General features: G+C 68.1%; 27 protein-coding genes and 1 pseudogene. 14 read left to right on the top strand and 14 right to left on the bottom strand.

Annotated elements, in window-relative coordinates; all coding sequences use genetic code 11:
• The 3 genes and pseudogenes from HNP48_RS28330 to HNP48_RS28340 all read left to right on the top strand — a co-directional run.
• Positions 1-210, top strand: a pseudogene (locus HNP48_RS28330) (5-dehydro-4-deoxyglucarate dehydratase); the annotation flags it as partial.
• Between the two features lie 133 nt (positions 211-343).
• Positions 344-805, top strand: a complete 462-nt coding sequence (locus HNP48_RS28335; protein WP_184863567.1) for a nuclear transport factor 2 family protein — start codon at positions 344-346, stop codon at positions 803-805.
• 93 nt (positions 806-898) lie between these two features.
• Positions 899-1858, top strand: a complete 960-nt coding sequence (locus tag HNP48_RS28340; RefSeq protein WP_184863569.1) for a 2-hydroxyacid dehydrogenase — start codon at positions 899-901, stop codon at positions 1856-1858.
• A 70-nt stretch (positions 1859-1928) separates the two neighbouring features.
• On the opposite strand, the gene HNP48_RS28345 is transcribed toward HNP48_RS28340, so the two are convergent.
• Together HNP48_RS28345 and HNP48_RS28350 are read right to left on the bottom strand one after the other, a co-directional pair.
• Positions 1929-3200: a M20/M25/M40 family metallo-hydrolase gene (locus HNP48_RS28345; RefSeq protein WP_184863571.1), complete on the bottom strand. Its 1272-nt coding sequence runs from the start codon at positions 3198-3200 to the stop codon at positions 1929-1931.
• A gap of 852 nt (positions 3201-4052) precedes the next feature.
• A complete protein-coding gene (locus HNP48_RS28350) occupies positions 4053-5000 on the bottom strand; it encodes a ketopantoate reductase family protein (RefSeq protein WP_184863573.1) in 948 nt (315 codons plus the stop codon).
• A gap of 170 nt (positions 5001-5170) precedes the next feature.
• Between HNP48_RS28350 and HNP48_RS28355 the strand changes: the two genes are divergently transcribed.
• Genes HNP48_RS28355 through HNP48_RS28370 form a run of 4 tightly spaced genes read left to right on the top strand, consistent with a single transcriptional unit; the run spans position 5171 to position 10250 of the window.
• Positions 5171-5716, top strand: coding sequence for a MarR family winged helix-turn-helix transcriptional regulator (locus HNP48_RS28355; protein ID WP_184863575.1), 546 nt, complete (start codon positions 5171-5173; stop codon positions 5714-5716).
• Positions 5717-5771: 55 nt separating this feature from the next.
• Positions 5772-7247, top strand: a complete 1476-nt coding sequence (locus HNP48_RS28360) for an efflux transporter outer membrane subunit (RefSeq protein WP_184863577.1) — start codon at positions 5772-5774, stop codon at positions 7245-7247.
• Positions 7248-7298: 51 nt separating this feature from the next.
• The gene (locus HNP48_RS28365) at positions 7299-8615 is read left to right on the top strand and encodes an efflux RND transporter periplasmic adaptor subunit (protein WP_184863579.1); all 1317 of its coding nucleotides are present in this window, start codon (positions 7299-7301) and stop codon (positions 8613-8615) included.
• A 12-nt stretch (positions 8616-8627) separates the two neighbouring features.
• Positions 8628-10250, top strand: coding sequence for a DHA2 family efflux MFS transporter permease subunit (locus HNP48_RS28370; RefSeq protein ID WP_260420416.1), 1623 nt, complete (start codon positions 8628-8630; stop codon positions 10248-10250).
• A gap of 66 nt (positions 10251-10316) precedes the next feature.
• On the opposite strand, the gene HNP48_RS28375 is transcribed toward HNP48_RS28370, so the two are convergent.
• From HNP48_RS28375 to HNP48_RS28395, 5 genes are all read right to left on the bottom strand, one after another.
• Entirely contained in the window at positions 10317-10835 is a 519-nt protein-coding gene (locus tag HNP48_RS28375; RefSeq protein ID WP_184863580.1) for a MarR family winged helix-turn-helix transcriptional regulator, read from the bottom strand.
• A gap of 85 nt (positions 10836-10920) precedes the next feature.
• A complete protein-coding gene (gene maiA, locus HNP48_RS28380; RefSeq protein ID WP_184863581.1) occupies positions 10921-11553 on the bottom strand; it encodes a maleylacetoacetate isomerase in 633 nt (210 codons plus the stop codon).
• A complete protein-coding gene (locus HNP48_RS28385; protein WP_184863582.1) occupies positions 11550-12254 on the bottom strand; it encodes a fumarylacetoacetate hydrolase family protein in 705 nt (234 codons plus the stop codon). The genes maiA and HNP48_RS28385 overlap by 4 nt, the downstream gene beginning before the upstream one ends.
• Before the next feature lie 38 nt (positions 12255-12292).
• Positions 12293-13333, bottom strand: coding sequence for a cupin domain-containing protein (locus HNP48_RS28390; RefSeq protein WP_184863583.1), 1041 nt, complete (start codon positions 13331-13333; stop codon positions 12293-12295).
• A gap of 20 nt (positions 13334-13353) precedes the next feature.
• A complete protein-coding gene (locus tag HNP48_RS28395; RefSeq protein ID WP_184863584.1) occupies positions 13354-14565 on the bottom strand; it encodes a 3-hydroxybenzoate 6-monooxygenase in 1212 nt (403 codons plus the stop codon).
• Between the two features lie 276 nt (positions 14566-14841).
• Here HNP48_RS28395 and HNP48_RS28400 point away from each other — a divergent pair, with 276 nt between their 5' ends.
• Positions 14842-15771: a tripartite tricarboxylate transporter substrate binding protein gene (locus tag HNP48_RS28400; protein WP_184863855.1), complete on the top strand. Its 930-nt coding sequence runs from the start codon at positions 14842-14844 to the stop codon at positions 15769-15771.
• Here HNP48_RS28400 and HNP48_RS28405 read toward each other — a convergent pair.
• A complete protein-coding gene (locus tag HNP48_RS28405; RefSeq protein WP_184863586.1) occupies positions 15758-16693 on the bottom strand; it encodes a LysR family transcriptional regulator in 936 nt (311 codons plus the stop codon). The two genes, HNP48_RS28400 and HNP48_RS28405, sit on opposite strands and share 14 nt — an antisense overlap.
• A gap of 121 nt (positions 16694-16814) precedes the next feature.
• Between HNP48_RS28405 and HNP48_RS28410 the strand changes: the two genes are divergently transcribed.
• Both HNP48_RS28410 and HNP48_RS28415 read left to right on the top strand, forming a co-directional pair.
• Complete coding sequence (locus tag HNP48_RS28410) at positions 16815-17495, top strand: hypothetical protein (protein WP_184863588.1); 681 nt, start codon at positions 16815-16817, stop codon at positions 17493-17495.
• Positions 17496-17626: 131 nt separating this feature from the next.
• Positions 17627-17785, top strand: coding sequence for a DUF3309 family protein (locus HNP48_RS28415; protein ID WP_184863590.1), 159 nt, complete (start codon positions 17627-17629; stop codon positions 17783-17785).
• 80 nt (positions 17786-17865) lie between these two features.
• Here the strand turns inward: HNP48_RS28415 and HNP48_RS28420 are convergent, their stop codons facing one another.
• From HNP48_RS28420 to HNP48_RS28445, 6 genes are all read right to left on the bottom strand, one after another.
• A complete protein-coding gene (locus HNP48_RS28420) occupies positions 17866-18405 on the bottom strand; it encodes a hypothetical protein (protein WP_184863592.1) in 540 nt (179 codons plus the stop codon).
• Between the two features lie 150 nt (positions 18406-18555).
• Entirely contained in the window at positions 18556-18933 is a 378-nt protein-coding gene (locus HNP48_RS28425; protein ID WP_184863594.1) for a PH domain-containing protein, read from the bottom strand.
• A 38-nt stretch (positions 18934-18971) separates the two neighbouring features.
• Positions 18972-19424: a YiiD C-terminal domain-containing protein gene (locus tag HNP48_RS28430; protein ID WP_184863596.1), complete on the bottom strand. Its 453-nt coding sequence runs from the start codon at positions 19422-19424 to the stop codon at positions 18972-18974.
• On the bottom strand, positions 19421-19969 hold the full coding sequence (locus HNP48_RS28435) for an NUDIX hydrolase (protein WP_184863598.1): 549 nt from the start codon (positions 19967-19969) through the stop codon (positions 19421-19423). The genes HNP48_RS28430 and HNP48_RS28435 overlap by 4 nt, the downstream gene beginning before the upstream one ends.
• Positions 19966-20892 (bottom strand): LysR family transcriptional regulator, encoded by a 927-nt coding sequence (locus HNP48_RS28440; protein WP_184863600.1) that lies wholly within the window; start codon positions 20890-20892, stop codon positions 19966-19968. The genes HNP48_RS28435 and HNP48_RS28440 overlap by 4 nt, the downstream gene beginning before the upstream one ends.
• Before the next feature lie 22 nt (positions 20893-20914).
• Positions 20915-21721, bottom strand: a complete 807-nt coding sequence (locus HNP48_RS28445) for a hypothetical protein (protein ID WP_184863602.1) — start codon at positions 21719-21721, stop codon at positions 20915-20917.
• A 436-nt stretch (positions 21722-22157) separates the two neighbouring features.
• Here HNP48_RS28445 and HNP48_RS28450 point away from each other — a divergent pair, with 436 nt between their 5' ends.
• The 4 genes from HNP48_RS28450 to HNP48_RS28465 are packed head-to-tail and all read left to right on the top strand — an operon-like array spanning position 22158 to position 25808.
• Entirely contained in the window at positions 22158-23681 is a 1524-nt protein-coding gene (locus HNP48_RS28450) for a CoA-acylating methylmalonate-semialdehyde dehydrogenase (RefSeq protein WP_184863604.1), read from the top strand.
• A gap of 58 nt (positions 23682-23739) precedes the next feature.
• Entirely contained in the window at positions 23740-24147 is a 408-nt protein-coding gene (locus HNP48_RS28455; protein WP_184863606.1) for a lysozyme inhibitor LprI family protein, read from the top strand.
• A 32-nt stretch (positions 24148-24179) separates the two neighbouring features.
• A complete protein-coding gene (locus tag HNP48_RS28460; protein ID WP_184863608.1) occupies positions 24180-25346 on the top strand; it encodes an acyl-CoA dehydrogenase family protein in 1167 nt (388 codons plus the stop codon).
• Positions 25347-25358: 12 nt separating this feature from the next.
• The gene (locus tag HNP48_RS28465; RefSeq protein WP_184863627.1) at positions 25359-25808 is read left to right on the top strand and encodes a TfoX/Sxy family protein; all 450 of its coding nucleotides are present in this window, start codon (positions 25359-25361) and stop codon (positions 25806-25808) included.
• The last annotated feature ends 14 nt before the right edge of the window (positions 25809-25822 follow it).

Raw genomic sequence — 25822 nt, forward strand, 5'->3', positions numbered from 1 at the left:
ATGGCCACGCAGCACCGCCTGCTCAAGGAATTCTTCATGCCCTACCTGGACATCCGCAACAAGGTGGAAGGCTATGGCGTGAGCATCATCAAGGCGGGCGCCAAGCTGGTGGGCCACGATGCGGGCCCGGTGCGCGCGCCGCTGACGGACTTGAAGCCCGCAGAGATGGAGCAGCTCAAGGCCCTGATCGACAAGCTCGGCCCGCAGTAAGCCCATGCCAGGGCCTGGATCACGACCCAGGCCCTTTTTCTTTTGTGACCTCCAGGAGCCTGGCCGTGCACGGGCCCCTGGTGCAGACGCGGCACGCCCATCTTTTTCAAACACAACAATGGAGACAGACAGCATGTTCAAGAAGATCGTTCTCGCCACCGCCGCTGCCGTGGCCATCGCCGCCCTGGCAGGTTGCGCCAGCAGCGCCGCCTCCGGCCCGTCGGCCTCGTCCGAGCAGGCCGTGGCCGCCGCCGCCGAGCGCCTGCGCGTGGCCATGATCGACCCCACCCAGGCCGCCCTGGCCCAGTTGGTGGCCGACGACCTGAGCTACGGCCACTCGGGCGGCCGCGTGGACACCAAGGACAGCTTCATCGGCGATCTGCTCGCCGGCAAGTCCGACTTCGTGACCATCGCCATCACCGACCAGACCATCAAGGTGGTGGGCAACAGCGCCATCGTGCGCCATACGCTCACGGCCGACACCAACGACTCGGGCAAGCCCGGCAAGGTGCAGATCAAGATCCTGGGCGTCTGGCAGCAGCAGGGCGGCAGCTGGAAGCTGCTGGCCCGCCAGGCCGTCCGCGTCGCAACGTAAGATGGCTGCCATGGACCTGCAGCAGAGATGCTGCGGTCCGCTTTTCACCACGGCCGGCCCGGCTCCGCAGGGCCGGCCTTTTTCCTGCCTCTCATGACCCAGCCCTCCAAGCCCCGCATCCTGCAGATCGCCCGCCTCCCCCTGCCCGCCCTGGAGACCGACCTGGCCGCCCGCTATGACGTGGTCTGCCTGTCCGACCAGGCCGATCCGGCCGCCTTCCTGGCCGAGCACGGTGCCAGTTTCACCGGCGTGGCGACCTCGGCCTCCATCGGCCTCAAGGCGGAGGTGATCGCAGCACTGCCCAGGCTGCAGGTGGTGAGCAGCTTCGGCGTGGGCTTCGATGCACTGGACATCGCCGCCTGCCAGGCGCGTGGCATCCCCGTGGGCTACACGCCCGATGTGCTCAACGACTGTGTGGCCGACATGGCATTTGCGCTGATGCTCGACGTCTCGCGCGGCGTGGCGGCGAGCGACCGCTTCGTGCGCCGCGGCGAATGGCCCAAGGCGCGCTATGCGCCACTGACGCGCGTCTCGGGCAAGCGCCTCGGGATCGTCGGCATGGGCCGCATCGGCCTGGCGGTGGCCGAGCGCGCCACCGGTTTCCGCATGGAGGTGGGCTACTACAACCGCAGCGTCGCCAAGGGCACCACGCTGCCGCGCTTCGATTCGCTGCTGGCGCTGGCCGAATGGGCCGACTACCTGGTGCTCACCGTGGCCGGTGGCGCCGCCACGCGGCACCTGATCAACCGCGAAGTGCTCGACACCCTGGGCCCCCAGGGCTACCTGATCAATGTCGCCCGCGGCACCGTGGTGGACGAAGCCGCGCTGGTCGAGGCCCTGCAGCACAAACGCATCGCCGGTGCGGGGCTCGACGTGTTCGAGAACGAGCCCCAGGTGCCTGCGGCCCTGATGGAACTGGACAACGTGGTGCTGACCCCGCACACCGCCAGCGCCACGCACGAAACCCGCCGTGCCATGGCCGACCTGGTGCTGGAGAACCTGGCATCCTTCTACGCCACGGGCGCCGTCAAAGTTCCCGTACCGGCCATCTGATGAAAAAAGCCCCCGCAGGCATTGACCGGCGGGGGCCTGACAAGGGCAGCGCAGCTGCCGTGCCGGTTGCTTACTTCAAGACGCCCTTGGAGATGTCCATGATCATGCGCGTGGCCAGGTACAGGCGCGGCACGATGGTGTTGATCTGCACGTACTCGGCGTCGTTGGAGTGCGCACCGTAGCCCGACAGGCCCATGCCCTCGACCACGGCACCCTTGGTCTTGAGCGCGGCGAAGGCCGCATCGGTGCCACCGCCCGTGGCCTTCTCGACCACCGTGAGCGGCAGGCCCAGTTCCTGGTAGACCACCTTGCCATAGCCCGCCACACGGCGCGAGGCCTCGCTGGCTTCGAGCGGCGGGCGGCGCACCTCGAACTTCACGTCCACCTTGGAGGCGGGCAGCAGCTTGGTCTTGATCTTCTCCTGCAGCGCTTTTTCCAGGCCATCGAAATCGGCCACCTTGAGCGCGCGTGCATCGGCCTGGGCCGTGGCTTCGGCCGGGATCACGTTGCGGTTGGTGCCGGACTTGGAGACCGTCCAGTTGAGCTTGAGGCCTTCGTCGTTCTTGGACAGGTCCTTCATCTGCAGCAGCTGGTGCGACAGCTCGTACAGCGCGTTCACGCCGTCTTCGGGCTTGGCACCGGCATGCGAGGCCTTGCCCTGCACCGTGAGGTAGGCTGCGCCGATACCGCTGGTGGCCAGACGCAGCGTGCCATCGGTACCGCCGCCCTCGAACGAGAACACCACATCGTGCTCGGCGGCCACGCGGGTGATGGTGCTGCGCCAGCCGGGCGAGCTGATTTCTTCATCGCCATTGATGAGCACCGTGAGCGTGCCGTAGTCCTTGAAGTTGAGCTTTTGCAGCAAGGCAATGGTGTGGATGATGAGGGCAATGCCCTGCTTGTCATCGGAAATGCCCAGGCCATAGGCCTTGTCGCCGTCGATGCGGAAGGGCTGGCCCTTGAGCATGCCCTTGAGGTAGACCGTGTCCATGTGCGCGATCAGCATGATCTTCTTCGTGCCCGTGCCCTTGAACACGGCCTGCACGGCGGGGCCCACCTTCTCGGGTGTGTCGTCCAGGCGGTAGATGTCGCTGGTCTGCAGCACGTCCACCGTGCCGCCCAGTTGCTTGAGCGGGGCGGCGATGCGCTCGGCGATCTGGTTCAGGCCTTCGATGTCCTTGCTGCCCGATTCGATGTGCACCAGGTCGCGCAGGGTGTCGAGCAGGGGTTGCTGTTCCTTTTGCGCCAGGGTGTGGATTTCGGCCACGGGGGCGGCGTGGGCGATGGTGGCGGCGAAGGCCAGGGAGAGGGAGGCGATCAGGGGGCGGAGGGGATGGGACATGGTTTGGCTGCTGGCAGCGGCTAGTGAATGGCGAAGGCTGATTATGTTGCTGTTGGTGGGGGCTTTTTCGGCTGCCGCGCGTTTCGTGCCGTTTCGTGCCGGTTCGGCAGCATGCTCTGATGAAGGGCGGGAGCCGGGATGTGCGCCCGGCGGCGCACCTACCTTCTTTTGCTTCGTCAAAAGAAGGTAGGCCAAGAAAAGACGACCCCGCTGCCCGTGTCCCCCATCGCCCTGTCGGGCGCTGGGGGCAGCCTGCGATGCTCGGTCCTGGGGTGTGCCGCAGAACTCGCTGCGTTCTTCGAACTCCGCTCAAACAGCTGCGGCAAGCCAGACAACGAGGCGCGTGTCCTTCGGCACGCGCTCACCCCAGGCCCTGCGCTTCTCGGCACGGTCAGAAGGGGGTGGATACCAATACGGGCCATTGCTTCGCTCGGCCCTGTGGCGCCTCGCTGCGCTTCGACGTCGGCAGCGCGGAGCGCATAACCGACCCTCGGCGCAGCTGCGAAAGCAGCAGTCGTGTGGTACCCGCTCCCACCCCTTCTGGCTGCGCCGAGAAGCGCAGGAGCTGGGGTGGGTGCATGTGCCGCAGGGCACATGCACTTCGTCATCTGGCTCGTCGATGCTGTTTGACCGGAGCTGCCTCGCAGAGGCAGCGCAGGGAGTTCATCGACGTCCACCCCAGATTCGAGCATCGCAGGTTGCCCGTAGCGAAGCGGAGGGACGCAGACAGCGGGGCGCTGTTTCTTTGCCTACTTTCTTTTTGCGCAAAAAGAAAGTAGGTGCGCCGCCGGGCGCACATCCCGGCTCCCGCCCTTCAACAAAGCATGCAGCCCAAACGGAAACAAAGAACCATCACCCACCAGAACCCCGCCGCGCCTCAGCCAACTTCACCAACACCTGCAACGCCCGGTTCAGAGGCATGGGCACCCCCAACGCCTCGCCACGCTGCACCACATACCCATTGAGATGATCGATCTCGGTAGGCTTGCCCCGCGCCAGGTCCTGCGCGGTGGACGAATGCTGGCCCGGCATGGTGGCCGGTATACCGCGCACGGCCGCAGCCACGTCACCAGGGATGGTCACGCCATCGGCCTTGGCCACGGCCAGGCATTCGGCCACGGTATCGGCGATCACGTCCGTCACTCCGGGGGCCTGCACCAATTGCCCGTAGGGCTGCTGCGACAGGGCCGACAGCGCGTTGTAGGCGCAGTTGAGCACCAGCTTGGCCCAGAGCGCGCCGCGCACGTTGTCCGAGATCTGCGTGGGGATGCCGGCCGCCCCGAACTGCGCGGCCACGGCCTCGCTGCGCGGCGACGGCGCAATCACCAGCTCGCCCCGGCCATGGTGCTGCACATGCCCCGGGCCGGCCATGGCGGTGGCCACATAGACCACGGCGGCCGCCACGGGCGTGCGCCGGTCGAGCACGGCGCGCACGCGTTCATCGTTGTCCACGCCGTTCTGCAGCGTGAGCACCAGGGCCCCGGGTGCCAGCCAGGGCTGGATCGCGCGCGCGGCGGCCTCGGTATCGGTGGACTTCACGCAGAACAGCACCACGTCGGCGCCCTGCACTGCGCTGGCCTCGGTGCTGGCCTGCATGGGTACCTGCACGTCGAGCAGCGCCGTCTCCAAGCGCAGGCCGCGCTGCTGCACCGCCTGCACATGGGACTGGCGGCCGATCAGGCTGACCGCGTGGCCGGCCCGTGCCAGCAACGCGCCGTAGTAGCAGCCCACGGCGCCGGCCCCCATGACGGCAATGCGCAGCAGGGAAACGTCGGCAGCAGAAGAGGCAGTGGAGGTCATGGACACAAGGTGTGCGGAGCACAGGCAAGGGACAGGAATGGTCGCCCGACTATATCGGTCCTCCCGCCTGCCCGCAGCCAGCCGCCAGGCCATCGCCAATCCCCTGCCAACAACTCAAGAATTAATTACTTGCAAAGACAATCATTGTCTAGTCAATTAAATTACCACCCATGACATCGACCCCCTCTCCCTCTTCGCCCGACGTGTCCTTCTACGGCAACGGCCACAGCCCTGCCGAGGAAAGCGTGGGCTACCTGATGCGCAAGGTGATGTCGTCCATCCGTACACAGGCCGACGCGCAACTGTCCACCCACGACCTGACCTTCGCCCAGTGGCTGCCGCTGTTCAAGATCTCCAAATGCCAGGCCATGACAGGCCAGGCCGTTGCCACGGTGGCCCTGCTGGTGCGCGAGCTGGAGACGGACGCGGCCTCCATGACGCGCACGCTGGACCGCCTGGAGTCCAAGGGCCTGGTGCTGCGCGAACGCTCCACCACCGACCGGCGCGTGGTGCATGTGGTGCTCACACCCGAGGGCGAGAAGGTTGCCGCCAAGGTGCCTCCGGTGTTGGCCGAGGTGCTCAACAACCACCTGCGCGGCTTCACACGCGATGAATGGCAGCTGCTCTTGAGCATGCTGCGCCGCATGCTGGCCAACGGCGAGGCCGTGCGCCAGGAACAGCAGCAACAACAACAGCAGGAGCCGCCAGCGGCCTGACCCCGCACGCCCTCCCCATCCCGGACTTTTCCAAGAAACAAACAACAAACACACCATGTCCCAAGCCACCACATCCCTGTCCACCCGTGCCGCCATGGCGGCACACTTCGCCGTGTCGGCCGTCGCGCTCGCGGCCGCCCTGTTCCTGGTCGGCTGTGCCAGCCCGGGGCCGGCGCACACTCCGCTTGCGCAGACCACACCCGCCGCCGCTGGTCTAAGCCCCTCGGCCAGCGAATCGGCCGCCCCCTCGCAGTGGTGGACCACACTCGGTGATGCCCAGCTCAACGCCCTGGTCGACAAGGCCCTGCAAGGCAGCCCCAGTCTGGCCGTGAGCCGCGCCCGGCTGGAGCAGGCCGTGGCACTGAGCCAGGTGCGCGAAGCCGCCAATGGCCCGCAGGTGAACCTGGGCGTGGACGCCACGCGCCAGCGCTACACCGCCCATGGCCTGGTGCCCGCGCCCATTGCCGGCAATACCTACAACAGCGGCACGGTGCAGGCCACCTTCAGCTGGTCGCCCGACTTCTTCGGCCAGCATGCGGCCGAGCTGCAGGCTGCGCTGGGCCAGGCCCGTGCCGCCCAGGCCGATGCGGCGGCGGCCGCCAACACCCTGGCCGCTCAGGTGGGCCGCAGCTACGTGGCGCTGGCGCGCCTGGTGGCGCAGCGCGACGTGGCTGTGCGCGCCCTGGAGCAGCGCGAAGAGCAGCGCCGCCTGACCAGCGACCGCGTGGCTGCGGGCCTGGACAGCCAGGTCGAGCTGACGCAGGCCCAGGCCGCCGTGCCCGATGCGCGCACGCAGATCGAGGCGCTGGACGAGCAGATCACCCTGGCACGCCGCCAGATCGCCGTGCTCAGCGGCCAGGCCCCCGATGCCCTGCCCGCACTCACGCCCCAACTGGCTGCACTGCAGCCCCTGCCCGTGCCCGAGGCCCTGGGCGCCGACCTGCTGGGCCGCCGCCCCGACGTGGTGGCCGCGCGCTGGCGCGTGGAGGCCGCCACCCAGGGCGTGAAGGTGGCGCGCACCGAGTTCTATCCCAACATCAACATCGGTGCCTTCATCGGCCTGAACTCGCTGGGGCTGGACAACCTGTTCAACGCCGGCTCGCGCCAGATGGGCGTGACGCCCGCGCTGCGCCTGCCGATCTTCGACGGAGGCCGGCTGCGCGCGCAGCTCGGTGGCCGCCAGGCCGAACTGGACGCCGCCATCGCCCAGTACAACGGCATGGTGCTCGACGCGGTCAAGGAAGCCGGTGACGCCATGGCCTCGGTGCAGTCGCTCACGCGCCAGCAGGCGCTGCAGGACGATGCCGCCGCCAGCGCCGAGAAGGCCTACCGCTTTGCGCAGGAGCGCTACCGCGCCGGCCTGGGCAACTACCTCGTCGTGCTGACCACCGAAAGCCAGGTGCTGGCCCAGCGCCGCCTGGCCGTGGACCTGCGCGCCCGCCAGCTCGACACGCGCCTGCAGCTGATGAAGGCCCTGGGCGGCGGCTGGACCGACGACACGGCCACGCTGCAGACCGCCGCAGCGCACTGAACCGTACCCACAAAAACCAAACACAACAAACCCATACCGAGGACCCTTGCCATGAGCGAATCCGCCACCCCCAACCACCAAGCATCCAACCCCGCACGCCGCCGCGGCCTGACCCTGATTGCCGCCGCCGTGGCCATCGCCGCCCTGGGCTGGGGCGGCTGGCACTGGGCCAATGGCCGCCACGTGGAAACCACCGACAACGCCTATGTGGCGGGCAACGTGGTGCAGATCACGCCGCAGATCGGCGGCACCGTGGTCTCCATCGGCGCCGACGACACCGACTATGTGAAGGCCGGCCAGCTGCTGGTCAAGCTCGACCCGGCCGACGCCCGCGTGGCCCTGGAGCAGGCCGAAGCCCAGCTGGCACAGACGGTGCGCGAGGTGCGCACCCTGTTCGCCAACAACTCCACCCTGAAGGCCCAGGTCAGCCTGCGCAGCGCCGACCTGGCACGTGCCCAGGCCGAAGCCGCCCGCCTGCAGGACGACGTGGCCCGCCGCGCCCCGCTGATGGCCAGCGGCGCCGTGGGCAAGGAAGAGTTCCAGCACGCCACGGCCCAGGTCACCGCCGCCAAGAGCACCGTGGCCGCCGCCCAGGCCGCCGTGGTGGCCGCACAGGAGCAACTGGCCGCCAGCCAGACGCAGACCGAGGGCACCTCGATCGAGCAGCATCCCAATGTGCAGCGCGCCTCGGCCCGCGTGCGCGAGGCCTACCTGGCCGTGCAGCGCGCCCAGCTCGTGGCCCCGCTCGACGGCCATGTGGCCAAGCGCGGCGTGCAGGTCGGCCAGCGCGTGCAGGCCGGTGCCCCGCTGATGACCCTGGTGGCCCTGAACGACCTGTGGGTGGACGCCAACTTCAAGGAAAGCCAGCTGCAGAATCTGCGCATCGGCCAGCCCGCCGAACTGGAAGCCGACGTGTACGGAACCAAGGTCATCTACCACGGCACCGTGGCCGGCCTGGGCGCCGGCACGGGTGCGGCCTTCGCGCTGCTGCCCGCGCAGAACGCCACCGGCAACTGGATCAAGGTGGTGCAGCGCGTGCCCGTGCGCATCACGCTCGACCCCAAGGAAGTGGCGCAGAACGCCCTGCGCGTGGGCCTGTCGATGGAAGTGAAGGTGGATACCGCCAACCAGAGCGGCAAGACCCTGGCCGACACGCAGCGCACCACGCCCGTGGCCTCCACTGCCGTGTTCGACGCGCAGTTCAAGGCCGCCGACGACGAGGTGGCGAACATCATCGCCGCCAACCTGGGCCGCAAGGCCGTGGCCGTGGCCTCGCCCAAGCTGCCGCCCCAGGCGCAGGCCGGCGGCACGGCGGTGCAGTCGCAGAACCACGCATCGGCCCCTGTGCGTGCACCCGTGGTGCAGTAAGCGGGGGTTCGCATGAGCACCGCCAACCCCACTGCAGACCTGGGGGCCGCGCCAGCGGCGCCCCCGGCCCCTGCAGCACCACCCGGGCCGCCTGCGGCCTACCCCCCGCTGCAGGGCACGGCCCTGCTGCTGGGCACGCTGTCGCTGTCGCTGGCCACGTTCATGAACGTGCTGGACTCGTCCATCGCCAACGTCTCCATTCCCGCCATCGCTGGTGACCTGGGCGTGAGTCCGGGCCAGGGCACCTGGGTCATCACCAGCTTCGGTGTGGCCAACGCCATCTCGGTACCGCTCACGGGCTGGCTCACGCAGCGCTTCGGCGCGGTGCGCCTGTTCACCATGAGCGTGATGCTGTTCGTGCTGACCTCCTGGCTGTGCGGCTTTGCCTCGTCGCTGGAGATGCTGGTCTTCTTCCGCGTGCTGCAGGGCCTGGTCGCCGGGCCCATGATCCCGCTGTCGCAGACCCTGCTGCTGGCCAGCTACCCGCGGGCCCTCGCCGGCACGGCACTGGCCCTGTGGGGCGTGACCACCCTGGTCGCGCCCGTGGTGGGGCCGCTCCTGGGCGGCTGGATCACGGACAACATCTCCTGGCCGTGGATCTTCTACATCAACGTGCCGGTGGGTCTGCTCGCGGGCGTGCTCACCTGGGGCATCTACCGCAAGCGCGAGACACCGATCCGCAAGCTGCCCATCGACACCGTGGGCCTGTCTCTGCTGGTGCTGTGGGTGGGTGCGCTGCAGCTCATGCTCGACAAGGGCAAGGAGCTCGACTGGTTCGCCTCCAACGAGATCATCGTCATGGCCGTTGTCGCGGTGGTGGCCTTTGCCGTGTTCCTGGTCTGGGAGCTGACCGACAAGCACCCGGTGGTGGACCTCAAGCTCTTCAAGGGCCGCAACTTCACCTTTGGCGCACTGGCGCTCTCGGTGGCTTATGCGCTGTTCTTCGGCAACGTGGTGCTGCTGCCCCTGTGGCTGCAGCAGTGGATGGGCTACACCGCCACCTCGGCCGGCATGGCGTTGGCACCGGTGGGGGTGTTCGCCATCCTGCTCACGCCGCTGGTGGGCAAGAAGGTGGGCCAGTGGGACCCGCGGCGCATGGCGACGGGCGCGTTCATCGTGTTCGGCATCGTGCTGTGGATGCGTTCGCAGTTCACCGTGCAGACGGACTTCATGCACATCCTGATCCCCACGCTGCTGCAGGGGGCGGCCATGGCGTTCTTCTTCATCCCGCTGACCACGCTGACGCTGGCGGGCATTGCGCCGGAGCGCATTCCGGCTGCGGCCGGCCTGAGCAACTTCGTGCGCATCACCGCCGGGGCCATGGGCACGTCCATCGCCACCACGCTGTGGGAGAGCCGCGCCGCCATGCACCATGCCCACATGACCGAGGGCCTGATCCAGGGCCAGGGCGTGTTCGGCGCCACGCAGGACAACCTGATGGCCTCGGGCATGACGCAGTTGCAGGCGCTGGCCCAGGTCAACCGGCTGATCGACCAGCAGGCCTTCACGCGGGCCGCCAACGACATCTTCCTCGGATCGGCCGGGCTGTTCCTGCTGCTGATCGGGCTGATCTGGCTGACCAAGCGGCCCGTTCAAGGCGGTGCGGCACCCGCCGACGCGGGCGGCGCGCACTGAGCGCCATCCCTGGGCCAAGACAAGGCGGCGCAGCCCTCGGGCTCGCCGCCTTTTCTTTATTTCTGCTCAGCCTTTGCTGGCCTTGGCGCGGGTGCGCGAGGCCGGCAGTTCGGGCGTGATGGGGGTGCTGGGAGCGCGGCTGAGCACATTGTTGGCGTTGACCAGGGTCTTGAGCATGGCCATGAACAGCTCGCCCTGCTCGGGCGGCAGGGGGGCCAGCATGCGTTTTTGCGCGCGGCGCATGCCGGGCTCGACCTGGCGCAGCAGGTCTTCGCCCGCGGGCGTGAGCGTGAGCAGGCGCACACGCCGGTCGCCCGGGCTGCTGTTGCGCAGCATCCAGCCGCGCGCTTCCAGCCGGTCGATCACGCTGCCGATGGTCGAGGTGTCGAACCCGATGCGGCCGGCCAGGCGGCGCTGGTCCAGCCCCGGCTCGCGCTGCACGGCGGCCAGCGCACCGAACTGCACGGGGGTGATGCCGAACTCCTGCGTCTCTTCGAGGAAGATGGCCACCGCGATCTGCTGCAGCCGGCGGATGTAGTGGCCGGGCAGTTCTTCGAGCGCAGGGGAATGGGATGGAAAGGACATGGGCAGCAAGAGCGACAGATAAGAAACGGCGGCAGTCCGCGAGGCCGCAGTCTATCGGATGCTGCCCCTCGCGCTCACTGCGCGCTCACTGCGCGTGCGCTGCAGGCGCTGCCTCGCGGAACGCCGGCAACTGCGCACAGGCCGCATCCACGGCGCTGATAAGCGGCCAGCGCGCCAGATCGACCTGAAAGCGCCGCGCGCTCTCGACCTGGGGCACCAGGTAGACATCGGCCAGCGTGGGGGCATGGCCGAAGCTGAACGCGCCGCGCGCGCCATCGCGCGCCAGCAGCGCCTCGTAGGCATCAAAGCCCGCCGAGATCCAGGTGGCGCACCAGGCGTTCACCGCCGCCTCGTCGCAGCCCAATTGGTGGCGCAGGTATTCAAGGATGCGGCGGTTGTTGACCGGGTGGATGTCGCAGCCCACCAGTGCGGCCAGGGCCCGCACCTGGGCACGGGCGTCGGCTCCGGCGGGCAGCAGCGGCGGATCGGGGTGGCGCTCCTCCAGCCATTCGATGATGGCGGGCGACTGGATGAAGGTCTGGCCCCCATGCTCCAGCGCGGGCACCAGCATCTGCGGGTTGACCGCCCGGTAGGCCTCGCCCAGGTGCTCCTCCCGGCGCAGGTCGACGGGAATGTGCTCGACGGTGAGGCCCTTGAGGTTCAGCGCGATGCGCAGCCGGTGCGAGGTGCCGCTGCGAAAGAAGTGGTGCAGCTTCATTCTGCAGGGCCCACGGTGAGGGCGATGCTGCCCACGCCGTCCACATGGCCCTCGATGCGGTCGCCCGGCAGCACGGCGCCCACGCCCTCGGGCGTGCCGGTGTAGATGAGGTCGCCGGGCTGCAGGTGGTAGAACTGCGAGAGGTCGGCAAGGAGCTCGCGGATGTTCCAGATGAGCTTGTCCACATCGGACTGCTGGCGCACCTGGCCGTTGACGCTGAGCGCGATGGCACCGCGCTCGATCACCACGCCGGGCAGGGGCACGATCTCGGAGGCGATGGACGACTGCTCCACGTCCTTGCCCAGGTCCCAGGGCCGGCCCTTGTCGCGCGCCACCAGTTGCAGGTCGCGCCGCGTCATGTCCAGGCCGCAGGCATAGCCATAGATGTGGGTGTGCGCCTGCTCTGGCGCGATGCGGAAACCCGCGGTGCCGATGGCCACCACCAGCTCCATCTCGTAGTGGTAGCTCTCGGTGCCCGGCGGGTAGGCCACGGTGGCGCCGGATTCGACCACGGTGGAGGGCGACTTGGTGAAGTAGAACGGCCGCTCCTGCGACTTGTCCACGGGCCGGCCCATCTCGACGGCGTGGGCGTGGTAGTTGCGGCCCACGAAGAACAGGCGGTTGATGGGCAGGCGCGCGGCCTGGCCGCGCACGGGCAGGGATACGGTGGCGGGCGGGGTCCAGAGGTAGGTGGTGGACATGCAGGGCTTTCCAAAAGAAGTGGGGTGGTGCGCAGCCATCAGCCGCGGTTCTCGAACACGCCCAGCTTGCGGTGCAGCGGGCTCTCGTCGGCGATGAAGAAAAAGGCCGGCGCATCGGCCGAGCGGTTGGCCAGGGTGACGGCGGTGTAGCCCGGGGCGCAGCAGGTGTCGGCCTCGGCCAGCACGAAGCGCTGCGCGTCCTGCACCTGCACGTCGGCCGCGCCTTCGATCAGGTGGAACACCATGGCCGGGGAGCGCGCGGGCAGACGCAGCACCTGGCCCGGGCGCAGCATCAGCGCGTAGAAGCCCAGGATGTTCTCGGCATCGGCGCCAGTCTCGGGGTTCACATAGGTGATCTGCACCGATTCCAGCGCGGGCTGGTCGGCCGCCAGCGACTGCAGCGCTGCACGCGCCTGGGCCCAGGGGTAGCGCAGCAGCGGGTAGGCACGCGCCGTGCGCTCGAACACCGGCGTGGGCAGCATGCCGCCGCGCGCATAGGCGCGGTCGCCCGCGGTCCCATTGATGTCCTGGCGCGGGCCGTCCACATGGTAGGAAACCTCCAGGTAGTAGGCCAGCGGCAAATCGAGCACGTCGAGCCAGACCACAGGCTCGGTGCCTTCGTGCCCATGCTCGTGCCACAGGCCCGTGGGCGTGAGGATCAGGTCGCCGCGCGCCATGGGGCAGCGCTCGCCGTCCACCGTGGTGTAGGCGCCCTCACCCTCCACCACCATGCGCACGGCATTGGGCGTGTGGCGGTGCGCGGGAGCCCACTCGCCGGGCAGCAGCAGCTGCATGCCCAGGTACATGGCAGCGCTGGCCTGCATGCTGTCCGGCCCGTGGCCGGGGTTGGCCAGCACCAGCACCCGGCGTTCGGCCTTTTCGATGGGGGTGAGCTCACCCGCCTGCATCAGCAGCGGCCGCAGCGCCGCATAGGGCCAGTGCGTGGCCTGGGTGCGCGGCCGGGGCCTGCCGGGCGGCAGCATGGCGCGCAGGCTGGGCCACAGGGGCACGAGCTTGCGCTCGGCGAGCGCATCGCGGTAGTCCTGGGGCAGGTCTTCCAGGCGTCCAAGTTCTTGCATATCCGTTGTCTCCTCAGGGTTCAGTGCGCCGCGAGGCAGTTGCCCACGTTCCATCCGTAGAGCCACTCCATCGCGTCGTAGAAGCGCTCGGCACTGCGGCCGCGCCACAGGTCGTTGCGCACCAGGCGCTCCACGCCCTTGGCGTGGTAGATGCGGCCCATCTCGCGGCCCGAGAGCACGATGCGCGCGGTGCGTGCCACACGCGAGCGCTGGTAGAGGTCGAGCGCAGCGTCCCAGTCGTTGCCATGCACGCGCAGGGCCTCACCCAGGGTCACGGCATCTTCCAATGCCATGCAGGCGCCCTGCGCCAGGTACTGGGTGGTGGGGTGGGCGGCATCGCCGATCAGGGTGGCGCGGCCGTAGGTCCACTGGGCGATGGGGTCACGATCGGCGGTGGCCCAGCGCTTCCAGCTCTTGGGCAGGTCGATCAGCTGGCGCGCACGCGGGCAGATGTCCTGGAAGTAGCTCTGCACTTCTTCGCGACTGCCTTCGGTCACGCCCCACTCTTCCTGGCCGCGGCTGTGGAAAGTGACGACCACGTTGTACTGCTCGCCGCCGCGCAGCGGGTAATGCACCAGGTGGCAGTGCGGGCCCACCCAGATGCTGGCGGCGTTCCAGCGCAGCTCCTCGGGGAAGTCCTCACGCTCCACCACGGCGCGGTAGACCACGTGGCCGGTCACGCGCGCCGGGTCGCCCACATACTGCTGGCGCACGACGGACTTGACGCCATCGGCCCCGATCAGCGCCACGCCATGCCAGGCCTTGCCGTTCTGGTCGAAGGCCGTTACGCTGCCCGCGCCCTGCTCCACCCGCTCGATGCGGGTGTGCGTCTGCAGGCGCACGCGTCCGGTTGCCAGCGCGCCTTCGAGCAGGCAGTTGTGCGCGTCCACGCGGTGGATCACCGCATAGGGATTGCCAAAGCGCGCACGGAAGGCCTCGCCCGTGGGAATGCGGCCCACCTGGTACTCGTCCAGCGCATCGTGCATCACCATGTAGTCGGTGAACACCGAGCGGCTGCGCGCGCGCTCGCCCACGCCCAGCGCATCGAAGGCGTGGAAGGCATTGGGCCCCAGCTGCATGCCGGCACCGATCTCACCGATGGCCGGCGACTGCTCCAGCACCTGCACCTCGAAGCCCTGGCGCACCAGGGCCAGCGCCGCCGCCAGGCCACCGATGCCACCGCCCGCCACCAGCACGGGAAGGCCCGCGGCATGCTCGTTTGTCTGCTCCATCATGTCACCTTTTCAAAGCATTTAATCAGTATGCTGATGATTAGTGTAGCAAGGCATTGGCCGTGAAGGCAAGCCTTGTCTCCCACTTTTCGAGCCCAATTCCCATCAAGGGTTTTCACCAAGCGCGCATGGGATTCAGCGGATCTATGATTTTCATCAGCATACTGTCAATCAGTTATCCAACGATTCAACCATTTCCAGGAGACACCCGTGAACCCCATCACCCGACGCCCCTTGCTCGCCCCGCTGGCCTGTGCAGGCCTGCTGCTGTCCGCCATGGGCACCAGCCAGGCCCAGGGCAGCGACTTTCCGAACAAGCCGGTCACGCTCTACACCGCCTTCGCCGTGGGCAGCGGGCCCGATGCCGTGCTGCGGCTGGTGGCACACAAGCTGTCGACCCAGTGGAAGCAGACGGTGACGGTGGACAACCGCCCCGGCGGCGGCGGCTTCATCGCCATGGATGCGGCCAAGCGCGGCGCGGCCGACGGCTACACGCTGCTGCAACTGGACAGCGAGCACCTGGCAGCCGTGCCGCACCTGTACAAGAAGCGCAACGTCGATACGCTCAAGACCTTCGACCCCGTGGCACCGCTGTTCCGCACGCCCTTCATGGTGGCCGTGCCGGCCCAGTCGCCCTGGAAGAACATGAGCGATCTGCTGAACGATGCCAAGGCCAAATCCGGCGGGCTGAGCTATGGCTCCTGGGGCGTGGGCAGCCCGGGCCACCTGGGGGGAGAGTGGCTCGAATCCATCACCGGCGTGCGCATGACCCATGTGCCCTACAAGGAGGTGAGCCAGCTGTACACCAACGTGGCCACCGGCGAAGTGGCCTGGAGCTTTGCCAGCATTCCCTCGAGCCAGGGGGTCTACAAGGCCGGCAAGATCAAGTACCTGGCCGTGGCCGCGCCCAAGCGCATCCCGCAGCTGCCTGACGTGCCCACCATGGCCGAGGCCGGCGGCCCGGCGCAGCTGGACGTGAATTCCTTCGTGGTGCTGGTCGCGCCCAAGGGCGTGCCGGCCGCCGTGCGCAACAAGGTCCATGCCGATGTGCTGGCCGTGCTGGCCGACCCCGAGGTGCGCGAGCGCTTCAACACTTTCGCCTTCGAGCCGCTGGCCTGGTCGGTGGACGAGATCGGCCGCAACGCAGCGGCCAAGTCCAGCCAGTACGAGCAGTTGATCACCAAGGCGGGGATCACGCTGGATTAGGGTCAGCGCACACGGCCACGAGCTGTCGCCGCAGCCAGGCGCTGGCGGCATCGTGCTGGCTGCGCTCGTGCCAGAAAGCGCGCACTGGCACCAGGGGCAGGGCCAAGCCTGCCGGCAAGGCGAGCACTTGCAGATGCCAGGCAGCAGCGTACAGCCGCGCCGCCGGCTCTGACAGCAATGCCACGGCGTCACTGCGTGCCACGATGCCGGCCGCCACCGACAGGTTTTGCACCGACGCGGCCAGCCGGAACTCCTGGCCCGTGCGGGCATACAGGGACTGCAAGGCCTCCTGGATGCCCGCGGCATGCGGAAAGATGGTGACTTGCGGCAAGGACGCGAACTGGCGCGCCGTGATCCGCCCCTTCACCAGGGGGTGCCCCTGCCGCGCGACCACCACCAGCGGATGGCGCACCAGCGTGGTGGAACGCAGCCCGGGCGCTGCCCGCTCGTAGTGGGCGATCACCATGTCCAGCGAGGCATCGGCCAGTGCGGCATCGGGTAGTTCCGCCGGGGCATTGCCAAGGCGCAGGGTGATGCCAGGTGCCTGTGCAGCCAGTTGGCTCACCAGTGCGGGAATGATCACCTGGCCCACCGCGTCGGACACGGCCAGGTGGAAGTGACGCTGCATCCGCGCAGGCGGCAGCGCGGCCCGACTGGCAAACAGGCGCCCGGCGGCCTGCATGGTTTCCTGCAGATCGGGCAGCAAGGCCTGGGCGCGGGGGGTCAGCAGCATCTCACGGCCACTGCGCACCAGCAGCGGGTCGGCGAACAGATTGCGCAACTGCGCCAGGGCCGCACTCGTGGCGGGCTGGCTCAGGTGCAGGCGCCGGGCCGCGCCCGTCACGCTGCGTTCGGCCAGCAGGGCCTCCAGCACGGCGAGCAACCGCAGGTGCCTGGCATGGGTCGGGATGTTGCCGCTCATGGTGGATCCATTTTTTGGATATTGAACATCCAATGAATCGATTTCCCAAATTCCACGGCATTTTCTACGCTGGCGGTGTTGTGCGCTTGCACCACATTCCATCCCTCTCCAGGAGCCATCCATGTCTTTCATCGCCCCCAAGGCACCACCCCCCCATTCCTTTCCATGGCCTGCGGTCCGCAGGATCGCCGCCGCAGCGCTGGCAGGCTGCGCCACGCTGGCCACCGCGTCGGGCAAGCCGGGGAGCCTGCCGCTGTCCGACACCCCGTTTCCCGCCGCGCAGGCCACCATCGCCTGGGTAGGCACGGGCCTGGCCCATGTCTTCGCCAACGGCCAATGGCAGCGCGCACCGGCGCATGACTATGACTTTTCCGTCACGCAGCGGCGCTATGCGCAGCACTGGGAATCGGTGAAGGTGCAGCATCGCCGGCACGGCGCCTACGATGGATCTGCCGGCGCGCGCGACCAGGTGCACTACTTCCGGGTGGACTACCCTGCAAGCACGGGCACGGGCAGCATCTCCGCACGGCTGAGCTCCAGCATGGGCGACGGCACGGGCCAGATCGACGGCGCCCTGCGCGAAGGCGCGCTGGAGATGGCAGCCCGCGGGGTCAGCATGTTCGCGCCCTTCAACCACTACCGCATCACACAGCAGTACCGCTACGAAGAGGGCCTGCTCACGGAGCAGGTGGAGCTGTTCAAGCGCAGCGGCAACAGCAGCGATACGCCCTTCATGAAGTTCGAGGAACGCGCCACCTTGCTCGCACCGCAGCGCATGGCTGGCGCGCCGCACGCGCACTGAGGTCTGTACCCGGGGGGACGACTCCCACATGCCCTGTCGGAAAACGCCGACGCCCCACCGCGCCCCCCGCCTTCCGGCCCCACGGGAACGGCCGCGAACAATGCAGTTACCACAACAAAAGGACAACTGCCATGTCGCTCTCCCTCATTCTGCTGATCATCCTGATCCTGATCCTCATCGGGGCCTTGCCCACCTGGGGTCACAGCCGTTCGTGGGGCTACGGGCCCAGCGGCGGTGTGGGCCTGGTGGTGCTGATCCTGGTGATCCTGCTGCTGATGGGCAGGATATAGAGGCACAAAAACGCCCCCAAAAGAAAAGCGTGGCCTGGCCACGCTTTTTCTTGTCTGAAGCGACCTGAAAGCTGCGGAACTCAGGCCGCTTTGCGCAGTTGCGCCTGGGCGAACGCCGTGGTGAGCTGCGCCAGTTCGGCCTGGTTCACGACGCCATTGGCATTGCCATGGCGGTCCACCAGTTGCAGCAGCGACTGTGACAGCTCGCTGCCGCCCTTGGCACCCGAAGTCGAGGCAATGCCTTTGAGGAATTCGTCGCGCGAGATCGCGCCATCCTGGTTGGCGTCGAAACCGGCGGCCAGTTGCTCCTTCTGGGCATCGCTGGCGCCAAAGCTGGCCAGCAGCTCCTGGAAATCCTGCTTGGACACAGCCCGGTCCGCCTGCGATGCCGTGAGCGCCGTGCCGGTGCTGGCCGCGCCATCGAGCTTGCCGGAGGTCATCAGGATGCCCTTGCCGGCAAATCCCGCCATGGCCTCGGCCTCCTTGCTCAGCGTGACCACGGCCGAAGGCGTGGCCTCGGCCGGCTGGCTGGCGCGCGGCGTCGCCGCCGACTTGCTGCCCGAGGCGGCGTTGTACAGAAAGGATGCGACCGACGCAAGGCCGGAGATGAGGGGTGACATGGCCAGTGGACTCCTGCGGGATCGGGCAGCCGGTGCTTCAGGGGCAAAGCACCAGGGCATGCCATCGCCCGGTGGTCCAGCGTAACCCGGCGCCAGCCAGCGCAATCGGCGGAAAAGCGGGTCTGCACAGCCGCTTTTCGCAGCCTGCGCCTACTTCAGCACATAGCTCGCCAGCACGCTCTGCACGTCGTAGATGCTGAGCTTCTTGTTGAACTGCTTCTGGAACGGCGTGGCGCTGCCCGAGATCCAGATCTTGAGCTCGGCATCAAGGTCGAAGGTGCCCCCGGTCTCGATGCTGAAGTGCGTGATGCTTTTGTAAGGCAGCGAGTGGTATTCGACCTTGCTGCCCGTGATGCCCTGCTTGTCCACCAGCACCAGGCGCTTGTTGGTGAAGACGAAGTAATCGCGTATCAACTGGTAGGCGTGCTCCACCACCTCGCCCGGCATCAGGATGCGGCTGAATTCTTCCTGGATCTTGGATGCATCGATCTTGGATGCATTGCCCATCACTCCGTCCAAAAGTCCCATGGTGGTCTCCCCGTTGCGAGGCGATGATCGTAGTCCGGCTAACGATACCCCTGCCCGAAGGCGACGAATTCCCCCGTGAGCCGCCCTGCGGTCTGCCCCTGGTACACCAGGGCCGAGGCCTGCTCGATCCGGCCCAGGCCCTTGCGCTCGAACATGCGCACGAAGGCGCGCCAGGCCTGCTCGGTGGGCGCCTCGGCCACGGCCGTGAAGCTGCCGTCGATGGGCAGCTCGTAATCCATGGTGTTGCGCTGTATCACCAGGCGGCTGCCCAGGTTCTGCGCCGAAAGCTTCAGGTGCAGCATGGACCAGGCAGCCAGGATGGCCACGGCCGAGGCACTGCCGCCGAACACGGTCTCGCGGTGGTTGATGTTGGGCGCCAGCGGCGCGCTCAGCACCACGCGCTGCAGGGAGGCCTCGGCCACCGACACGGCCATGGCGCGGGACAGGGGAATGTGCTGGTGCAGGTAGTCCTGCAGGTCATTGGGGTTCACGCGATGGCTTTCGAAAGGGAGGGCGCAGGGGCCGGCGGCGCCTCGGGGGGCGGCGGGTCGCGGTAGACGATGTGCAGCACCTGCGCCATGTCGCGCCCCAGGGCCTCGCGCAGGAACGGGGGGCGCAGGTCGAGCCCGGCCAGTTCGCCGTGCGCGAACCAGGCGAACTCCAGCCGGCGGCGCCCCTCGCGCCCCTCGTAGGGGCCGCCGGACTGGTCCAGCAGGCCGCCCGGCACGGGGTGGGCCTGCAGGTACAGGCCGGTCTCGTGGTAGGCCACGCCGGCATAGACAAAGAAGTTCTCCACCACGCAGGCCAGCACGCCGGGCCGCACGGTCAGGCCCAGTTCTTCCTGCATCTCGCGCACCAGGGCTTCGCCGGCGCTTTCGCCAGGCTCGATGCCGCCGCCGGGCAGGGCCCAGAAGGCATCGCCTTCGGCGCGGTGCAGCAGCACCTGGCCAGGGCGCTGGATGACCGCGGCGGCGCGCAGGCGCATGCGGGGCTGGGCGGGCACTGCGGGAACAGAGAGGACGGCGGACAGGCTCATGGACCCGATGCTATCGCGCTGGTCGGTGCGTGCAGTGCGGGCAGCAGCAGCCCCTGTTGCGCCGCTACCGTCTCGCGCAGGAAGGCCCAGGTCGCCTGCATGCGCGCCACCTGCTTGTTCTCCTCGGGCATGGACATCCAGAAGGTGCGTGTGAAGCGCGCCTTGCCGGGCAGCACCAGCGTGAGGTCCGGGTCCTGCGCAGCGACAAAGGCCGGCAGCACCGCCAGCCCGGCCCCGGCACGCACCGCCTCGTACTGCGCCAGGATGCTGGTGCTGCGCAGCGCAAAGCGCTCGGGCCGGTGCAGTTCGTCCAGGATCTGCAGCTCCTTGGTGAACAGCAGGTCGTCCACGTAGCTGATGAAGCTGTGGCCGCGCAGGTCGTCGGCTGTGCGGATGGTCGCATGGCGGGCCAGGTAATCGCGCGTGCCGTAGAGCTGCAGCACATAGTCGGTGAGCTTGACCACCAGCACCGCGCCGCGCGCGGGGCGCTCCAGCGAGATCACGATGTCCGCCTCGCGCCGCGACAGGTGCACCAGGCGCGGCAGGGCCAGCAGGTCCAGCACCAGGCCCGGGTGCTCCAGGGCAAAGTGCGCCAGATGGGGCGCCAGCACCAGGTTGCCAAAGCCCTCGGTGGTACCGATGCGCACCAGGCCCTGCAGGCCCTGGCGCGCGCCGGGGGCGGCATTCTCCACGGCCAGGAAGGCGGCCTCCATGGCCTCGACCTGGGGCAGCAACGCGCGGCCGGCCTCGGTGAGCCGGTGGCCGCCGGCCTCGCGTGCGAACAGGGCTGAACCGACCTGCTTCTCCAGCGCCTGGATGCGCCGCGCCACCGTGGTGTGGTCCACCGTGAGGCGGCGCGCCGCCCCCACCAGGGTGCCGGCGCGGGCCAGCTCCAGAAAATAGCGCAGGTTGTCCCAGTCCATGGCTTGGCGTGCACCGCAGCGCTCAGGGCGCCGTCCTGGGTTTCGGGCTCGCCGCCTCGGGGGCTCCGGGCTGCGGGTCGGCGTCATAGACCAGCACCAAGGCCAGCAGCACCTCGTCACGGCCCCGCCCGTGGGTGACGAACAGGTAGGCGGGCCGGCCGTGGATGCTGCCGGTGTAGGTGGGGGCCACGTTGTGCGCCGTGCGGATGAAATCCCGCGGCGTCGGCACGGCGCGCCACTGGGCAGGCTGGAAGGATTTCGCCCAATCGCCTGCGCTCACCCGCGAGGTGACGAACAGGCGCGACAGGCTTCCGTCCTGCGTGGTCCAGGCGCCGATGTCTTCGTCACGCTGCACCGATGCGGGCCGCCGGGGCGCGTAGAAGGCGTCCAGTGCGGCATCGGCTTCGGCGGTGATCCGCTTTTCCAGCTCAGGGGTGGGCTGGTGGTTGGGCTCGGCATCCCAGGGGTACAGCGGGTACAGGCCATGGCTGCGCACATGGGCCAGCATGGCGGCGTTGTACTCCTTGGCGTACTGCTGCAGCCTGCCCATGCGTTCCACGGCCACGCTGCCGACGACGGCCGGGCAGGCCAACGGCTCCGCGTGGTCCTTGCCCTTCCACCAGGCCGTGGGCTCGAACGGCATCCCGGGCACCTGGTTGGCCACGCAGGCCGGCACACCCATGAACCGGGTGTCGCCGCGCTGCGCCGCGGCCTGTGCCGCCTGGGTGGGCGAGGTAGCCAGCAGTTCCTCCAGGGTGGGCGCGGCCACCGCGGCCACCATCTGCGCCAGGCCACCTGCAGCCACCAGGGCGATCAACCAGCTTTTCATCGTCTGCTTTCGGAAGTCTCGGAGAACGGCATGCCGTCGGCGGGCGGGGTTATCGATCTGCATTTTTGCAAACCTTGTGCGCAGTATTGTCTCTTGTCTTCACAAATTTGCACAGCTACGATGCGAACGTTCTAGGGTGTGTCATCAATCATTTCACCCCCGCGAAAGCCTGCAGCGCGGTGCAGTGCAAGGCGCCCTGAGTGCCGCGTAGCACCGCTACGCAAGCGAAGGGCAACGCCGCAATGCGCCGCGCTTCAGGCTTTCCCTTCGGGCTGGCCCCGGCATGCGGCGTCTGCTTTGTCGCACGGCTTGCCCATAGTCCACTATGGGCTGCGCCGCGCTTCGCGCATCCATCCGCATGCCGGGGCCAGCGCGGGGGCGAAATGATTGATGACACACCCTAGGCCCATTGCCCACCATTCCAGGAGACAAGCGCATGAATGCACCTACCAGCGTGGCCGCACTGGCCCCCACCGTCAAGCTGCTGATCGGCGGCCAGTTCGTCGAGTCCAAGACCACCGAGTGGCGCGATGTGGTGAACCCCGCCACGCAGCAGGTGCTGGCCCGTGTGCCCTTTGCCACGGCCGACGAGATCGATGCCGCCGTGGCCTCGGCCAAGGAAGCCTTCAAGACCTGGAAGAAGACGCCCATCGGCACGCGCGCACGCATCTTCCTCAAGTACCAGCAATTGATCCGCGAAAACATGGCCGAGCTGGCCGCCATCCTCACGGCCGAGCAGGGCAAGACCCTGCCCGACGCCGAAGGCGACGTGTTCCGCGGCCTCGAAGTGGTGGAGCATGCCGCCAGCATCGGCAACCTGCAGCTCGGTGAGCTGGCCAACAACGTGGCCGGCGGCGTGGACACCTACACCCTGCTGCAGCCCCTGGGCGTGTGCGCGGGCATCACGCCCTTCAACTTCCCGGCCATGATCCCGCTGTGGATGTTCCCCATGGCGATTGCCACGGGCAACACCTTCGTGCTCAAGCCTTCCGAACAGGACCCCATGGTGACCATGCGCCTGGTGGAGCTGGCCCTGGAAGCCGGCGTGCCCCCAGGCGTGCTCAACGTGGTGCACGGCGGCGAGATGGCCGTGAACGCCATCTGCGACCACAAGGACATCAAGGCGATCAGCTTCGTCGGCTCCACCAAAGTGGGCACGCATGTCTACAACCGCGCCAGCCTGGCGGGCAAGCGCGTGCAGTGCATGATGGGTGCCAAGAACCATGCCATCGTGCTGCCCGACGCCAACAAGGAGCAGACCCTGAACGCCTTGGCCGGTGCCGCCTTCGGTGCTGCAGGCCAGCGCTGCATGGCGCTGTCGGTGGTGGTGCTGGTGGGCGAGGCGCAAAAGTGGATCCCCGACCTGGTGGCCAAGGCCAAGACCCTCAAGGTCAGCGGCGGCACCGAAAAGGGCACGGACGTGGGCCCGGTGGTCTCCTGCGCCGCCAAGGACCGTGTGGAAGGCCTGATCGCGCGCGGCGTGGCCGATGGCGCCACGCTGGAACTCGATGGCCGCAACCCCGTGGTGGCCGGCTATGAAAAGGGCAACTTCGTGGGCCCCACGGTGTTCAGCGGCGTCAAGCCCGGCATGAGCATCTACGAGCAGGAGATCTTCGGCCCCGTGCTGTGCCTGTCGGCCGCGGCGGACATCGATGAGGCCATCGAGTTCATCAACGACAACCCCAACGGCAATGGCACGGCCATCTTCACCCAGTCGGGTGCGGCGGCGCGCAAGTTCCAGGAAGAGATCGACGTGGGCCAGGTCGGCATCAACGTGCCGATCCCCGTGCCGGTGCCGCTGTTCTCGTTCTCGGGCTCGCGCGCCTCCAAGCTCGGCGACCTGGGCCCCTACGGCAAGCAGGTCGTGCTGTTCTACACGCAGACCAAGACGGTCACGGCGCGCTGGTTCGACGACAGCACCATCTCGCATGGTGTGAACACGACGATCAGCTTGAAGTAAGGCCAGGCAAAGGCCCCAGGCGGCGTGGCGCAGCAGCAGAGCGTGGTGAAATCGGTGCATGCACCGTGACCTCCTTTCCCTGCTGCGCGCTGCCGCCTGCACCCTGCCCTTGCTCATGGCTTCTTCCACCGCCTTCGCCCAGGCCGGCGCCGCATGCCGCGCAGGCGGCACGGTGGCCGAGACCAATGCCTGTGCGGTGCAGGATTTCCAGGCCGCCGATACCACCATTGCCGTGCTGTATGCCGACGTGATGCGCGCCCTGTCGGCGCACGAACGCCCGCAGCTGCGCCAGGAACACACGGCCTGGATGCGCGCACGCGCCACCCAGTGCAAGCAGGCGACGCGCGCCAGCGAGCAGTTGCCCGAGGGGCCCCGGCTCTACCATGAGTGCCTGACCCGCGAGACGCAGGAGCGCCGCAGGGGGCTGATGCGCTGGCTCAGCATGGACAGCCCCGCCAAACCTTGACCTGACGACAACCACAAGAACGACGAGACACCATGGACTTTGAGCTCACCGAAGAACAACGCGCCTTTGCCCAGACGGCCCGCGACTTTGCCCGGGCCGAGTTCGCACCGCACGCTGCGCACTGGGATGCCGAAGGCATCTTCCCCAAGGAGGCCATTGCCAAGGCCGGCGAGCTGGGCTTTTGCGGGCTGTATGCGCCCGAAGCCGCGGGCGGCCTGGCCCTGCCCCGGCTCGACGCCACCCTGGTCTTCGAGGAAATGGCGGCCGTGGACCCGTCGACCACGGCCTTCATCACCATCCACAACATGGCGACCTGGATGCTGGGCACCTGGGCCACGCCGGCCGTGCGCGACCACTGGGGCCCGCTGCTGACCACGGGCGAAAAGCTGGCCTCCTACTGCCTGACGGAGCCCGGCGCGGGCTCGGACGCGGCCTCGCTCAAGACCCGGGCCGAGCTGGTGGGCGCCGAATATGTGATCAACGGCGCCAAGGCTTTCATCTCGGGCGCGGGCTCCACCGACGTGCTGGTGCTCATGGCGCGCACGGGCGATGCGGCCTCGGGCGCGGGCGGCATCTCGGCCTTTGCGGTGCCGGCCGATGCGCCCGGCATCAGCTATGGCAAGAAGGAAGAGAAGATGGGCTGGAACAGCCAGCCCACGCGCACCATCAGCTTCGACAACGTGCGCATCCCGGCCGATCACCTGCTCGGCCGCGAGGGCGAGGGCTTCAAGATCGCGATGAAGGGCCTGGACGGCGGGCGCATCAACATCGCCACCTGCTCGGTGGGAGCAGCCCAGGGCGCGCTCGCGCAGGCCCAGCAGTACATGCAGGACAGGAAGCAGTTCGGCAAGCCCATCGCGAGCTTCCAGGCGCTGCAGTTCAAGCTGGCCGACATGGCCACCGAGCTGGTGGCCGCACGCCAGATGGTGCGCCTGGCGGCCAGCAAGCTCGACGCGGGCGATGCGAACGCCAGCACCTACTGCGCCATGGCCAAGCGCTTTGCCACCGATGCCGGCTTCACCGTCTGCAACGAGGCGCTGCAATTGCACGGCGGCTACGGCTACATCCGCGAATACCCGCTGGAGCGCCTGCTGCGCGATGCGCGCGTGCACCAGATCCTGGAGGGCACCAATGAAATCATGCGCGTGATCATCGCGCGGCGCATGCTTGATGGCGACGCCCCTGACGTGATCCGCTGAACCCACCACCCCATGCCCGCACGCCCGCTCTCCGACGAAACCCTGCACCTGATCGATGCCGTGCGCACGGCCCTGGAAGCGCGCAGCGACGTGGAGGAACGCACGCTGTTCGGCAGCCATGCCTTCTTCGTGGACGGCAAGATGTGCATCGCCGTAAAGCACGAGGACCTGCTGGTGCGCCTGCCGCCCGAGCGGCACCCCGAGTTCCAGGAGATGCAGAACACGCGCGAACTCTCGCCGGGCGGCGGCATGAAGGGCTACTTCTGGATCGAGCCCAACGGCTATGCCACACGCGCGCTGTGGAACTTCTGGGTGCAGGAGGCGCTGGCCTACAACCCGCTGGCCAAAGCCACCCCGAAACGCAAGCCCGCCGCCACCAAGGCTGCCGCAAAGAAAACACCCACCACGAAGAAGAAGCCCGCGGCCAAGCGCCACAGCATCTTCGAGGCCGACGACGACTGACCCCTTTCAGGAGC

Source organism: Acidovorax soli (assembly GCF_014207955.1).
GTDB lineage: Bacteria > Pseudomonadota > Gammaproteobacteria > Burkholderiales > Burkholderiaceae_C > Acidovorax > Acidovorax soli_A.

Excerpts from the sequence above, each read along its gene's own strand:
- HNP48_RS28465 (WP_184863627.1), top strand. The coding sequence starts at position 25,359 with ATGCCCGCACGCCCGCTCTCCGACGAAACCCTGCACCTGATCGATGCC.
- HNP48_RS28440 (WP_184863600.1), bottom strand. The coding sequence starts at position 20,892 with ATGGACTGGGACAACCTGCGCTATTTTCTGGAGCTGGCCCGCGCCGGC.
- HNP48_RS28365 (WP_184863579.1), top strand. The coding sequence starts at position 7,299 with ATGAGCGAATCCGCCACCCCCAACCACCAAGCATCCAACCCCGCACGC.
- HNP48_RS28405 (WP_184863586.1), bottom strand. The coding sequence starts at position 16,693 with ATGAGCGGCAACATCCCGACCCATGCCAGGCACCTGCGGTTGCTCGCC.
- HNP48_RS28415 (WP_184863590.1), top strand. The coding sequence starts at position 17,627 with ATGTCGCTCTCCCTCATTCTGCTGATCATCCTGATCCTGATCCTCATC.
- HNP48_RS28445 (WP_184863602.1), bottom strand. The coding sequence starts at position 21,721 with ATGAAAAGCTGGTTGATCGCCCTGGTGGCTGCAGGTGGCCTGGCGCAG.
- HNP48_RS28425 (WP_184863594.1), bottom strand. The coding sequence starts at position 18,933 with ATGGGACTTTTGGACGGAGTGATGGGCAATGCATCCAAGATCGATGCA.
- HNP48_RS28455 (WP_184863606.1), top strand. The coding sequence starts at position 23,740 with ATGCACCGTGACCTCCTTTCCCTGCTGCGCGCTGCCGCCTGCACCCTG.
- HNP48_RS28340 (WP_184863569.1), top strand. The coding sequence starts at position 899 with ATGACCCAGCCCTCCAAGCCCCGCATCCTGCAGATCGCCCGCCTCCCC.
- HNP48_RS28390 (WP_184863583.1), bottom strand. The coding sequence starts at position 13,333 with ATGCAAGAACTTGGACGCCTGGAAGACCTGCCCCAGGACTACCGCGAT.
- HNP48_RS28360 (WP_184863577.1), top strand. The coding sequence starts at position 5,772 with ATGTCCCAAGCCACCACATCCCTGTCCACCCGTGCCGCCATGGCGGCA.
- HNP48_RS28460 (WP_184863608.1), top strand. The coding sequence starts at position 24,180 with ATGGACTTTGAGCTCACCGAAGAACAACGCGCCTTTGCCCAGACGGCC.
- HNP48_RS28350 (WP_184863573.1), bottom strand. The coding sequence starts at position 5,000 with ATGACCTCCACTGCCTCTTCTGCTGCCGACGTTTCCCTGCTGCGCATT.
- HNP48_RS28450 (WP_184863604.1), top strand. The coding sequence starts at position 22,158 with ATGAATGCACCTACCAGCGTGGCCGCACTGGCCCCCACCGTCAAGCTG.
- HNP48_RS28420 (WP_184863592.1), bottom strand. The coding sequence starts at position 18,405 with ATGTCACCCCTCATCTCCGGCCTTGCGTCGGTCGCATCCTTTCTGTAC.
- HNP48_RS28370 (WP_260420416.1), top strand. The coding sequence starts at position 8,628 with ATGAGCACCGCCAACCCCACTGCAGACCTGGGGGCCGCGCCAGCGGCG.
- HNP48_RS28395 (WP_184863584.1), bottom strand. The coding sequence starts at position 14,565 with ATGGAGCAGACAAACGAGCATGCCGCGGGCCTTCCCGTGCTGGTGGCG.
- HNP48_RS28435 (WP_184863598.1), bottom strand. The coding sequence starts at position 19,969 with ATGAGCCTGTCCGCCGTCCTCTCTGTTCCCGCAGTGCCCGCCCAGCCC.
- HNP48_RS28345 (WP_184863571.1), bottom strand. The coding sequence starts at position 3,200 with ATGTCCCATCCCCTCCGCCCCCTGATCGCCTCCCTCTCCCTGGCCTTC.
- HNP48_RS28385 (WP_184863582.1), bottom strand. The coding sequence starts at position 12,254 with ATGTCCACCACCTACCTCTGGACCCCGCCCGCCACCGTATCCCTGCCC.
- HNP48_RS28410 (WP_184863588.1), top strand. The coding sequence starts at position 16,815 with ATGTCTTTCATCGCCCCCAAGGCACCACCCCCCCATTCCTTTCCATGG.
- HNP48_RS28375 (WP_184863580.1), bottom strand. The coding sequence starts at position 10,835 with ATGTCCTTTCCATCCCATTCCCCTGCGCTCGAAGAACTGCCCGGCCAC.
- HNP48_RS28400 (WP_184863855.1), top strand. The coding sequence starts at position 14,842 with ATGGGCACCAGCCAGGCCCAGGGCAGCGACTTTCCGAACAAGCCGGTC.
- HNP48_RS28355 (WP_184863575.1), top strand. The coding sequence starts at position 5,171 with ATGACATCGACCCCCTCTCCCTCTTCGCCCGACGTGTCCTTCTACGGC.
- maiA (WP_184863581.1), bottom strand. The coding sequence starts at position 11,553 with ATGAAGCTGCACCACTTCTTTCGCAGCGGCACCTCGCACCGGCTGCGC.
- HNP48_RS28335 (WP_184863567.1), top strand. The coding sequence starts at position 344 with ATGTTCAAGAAGATCGTTCTCGCCACCGCCGCTGCCGTGGCCATCGCC.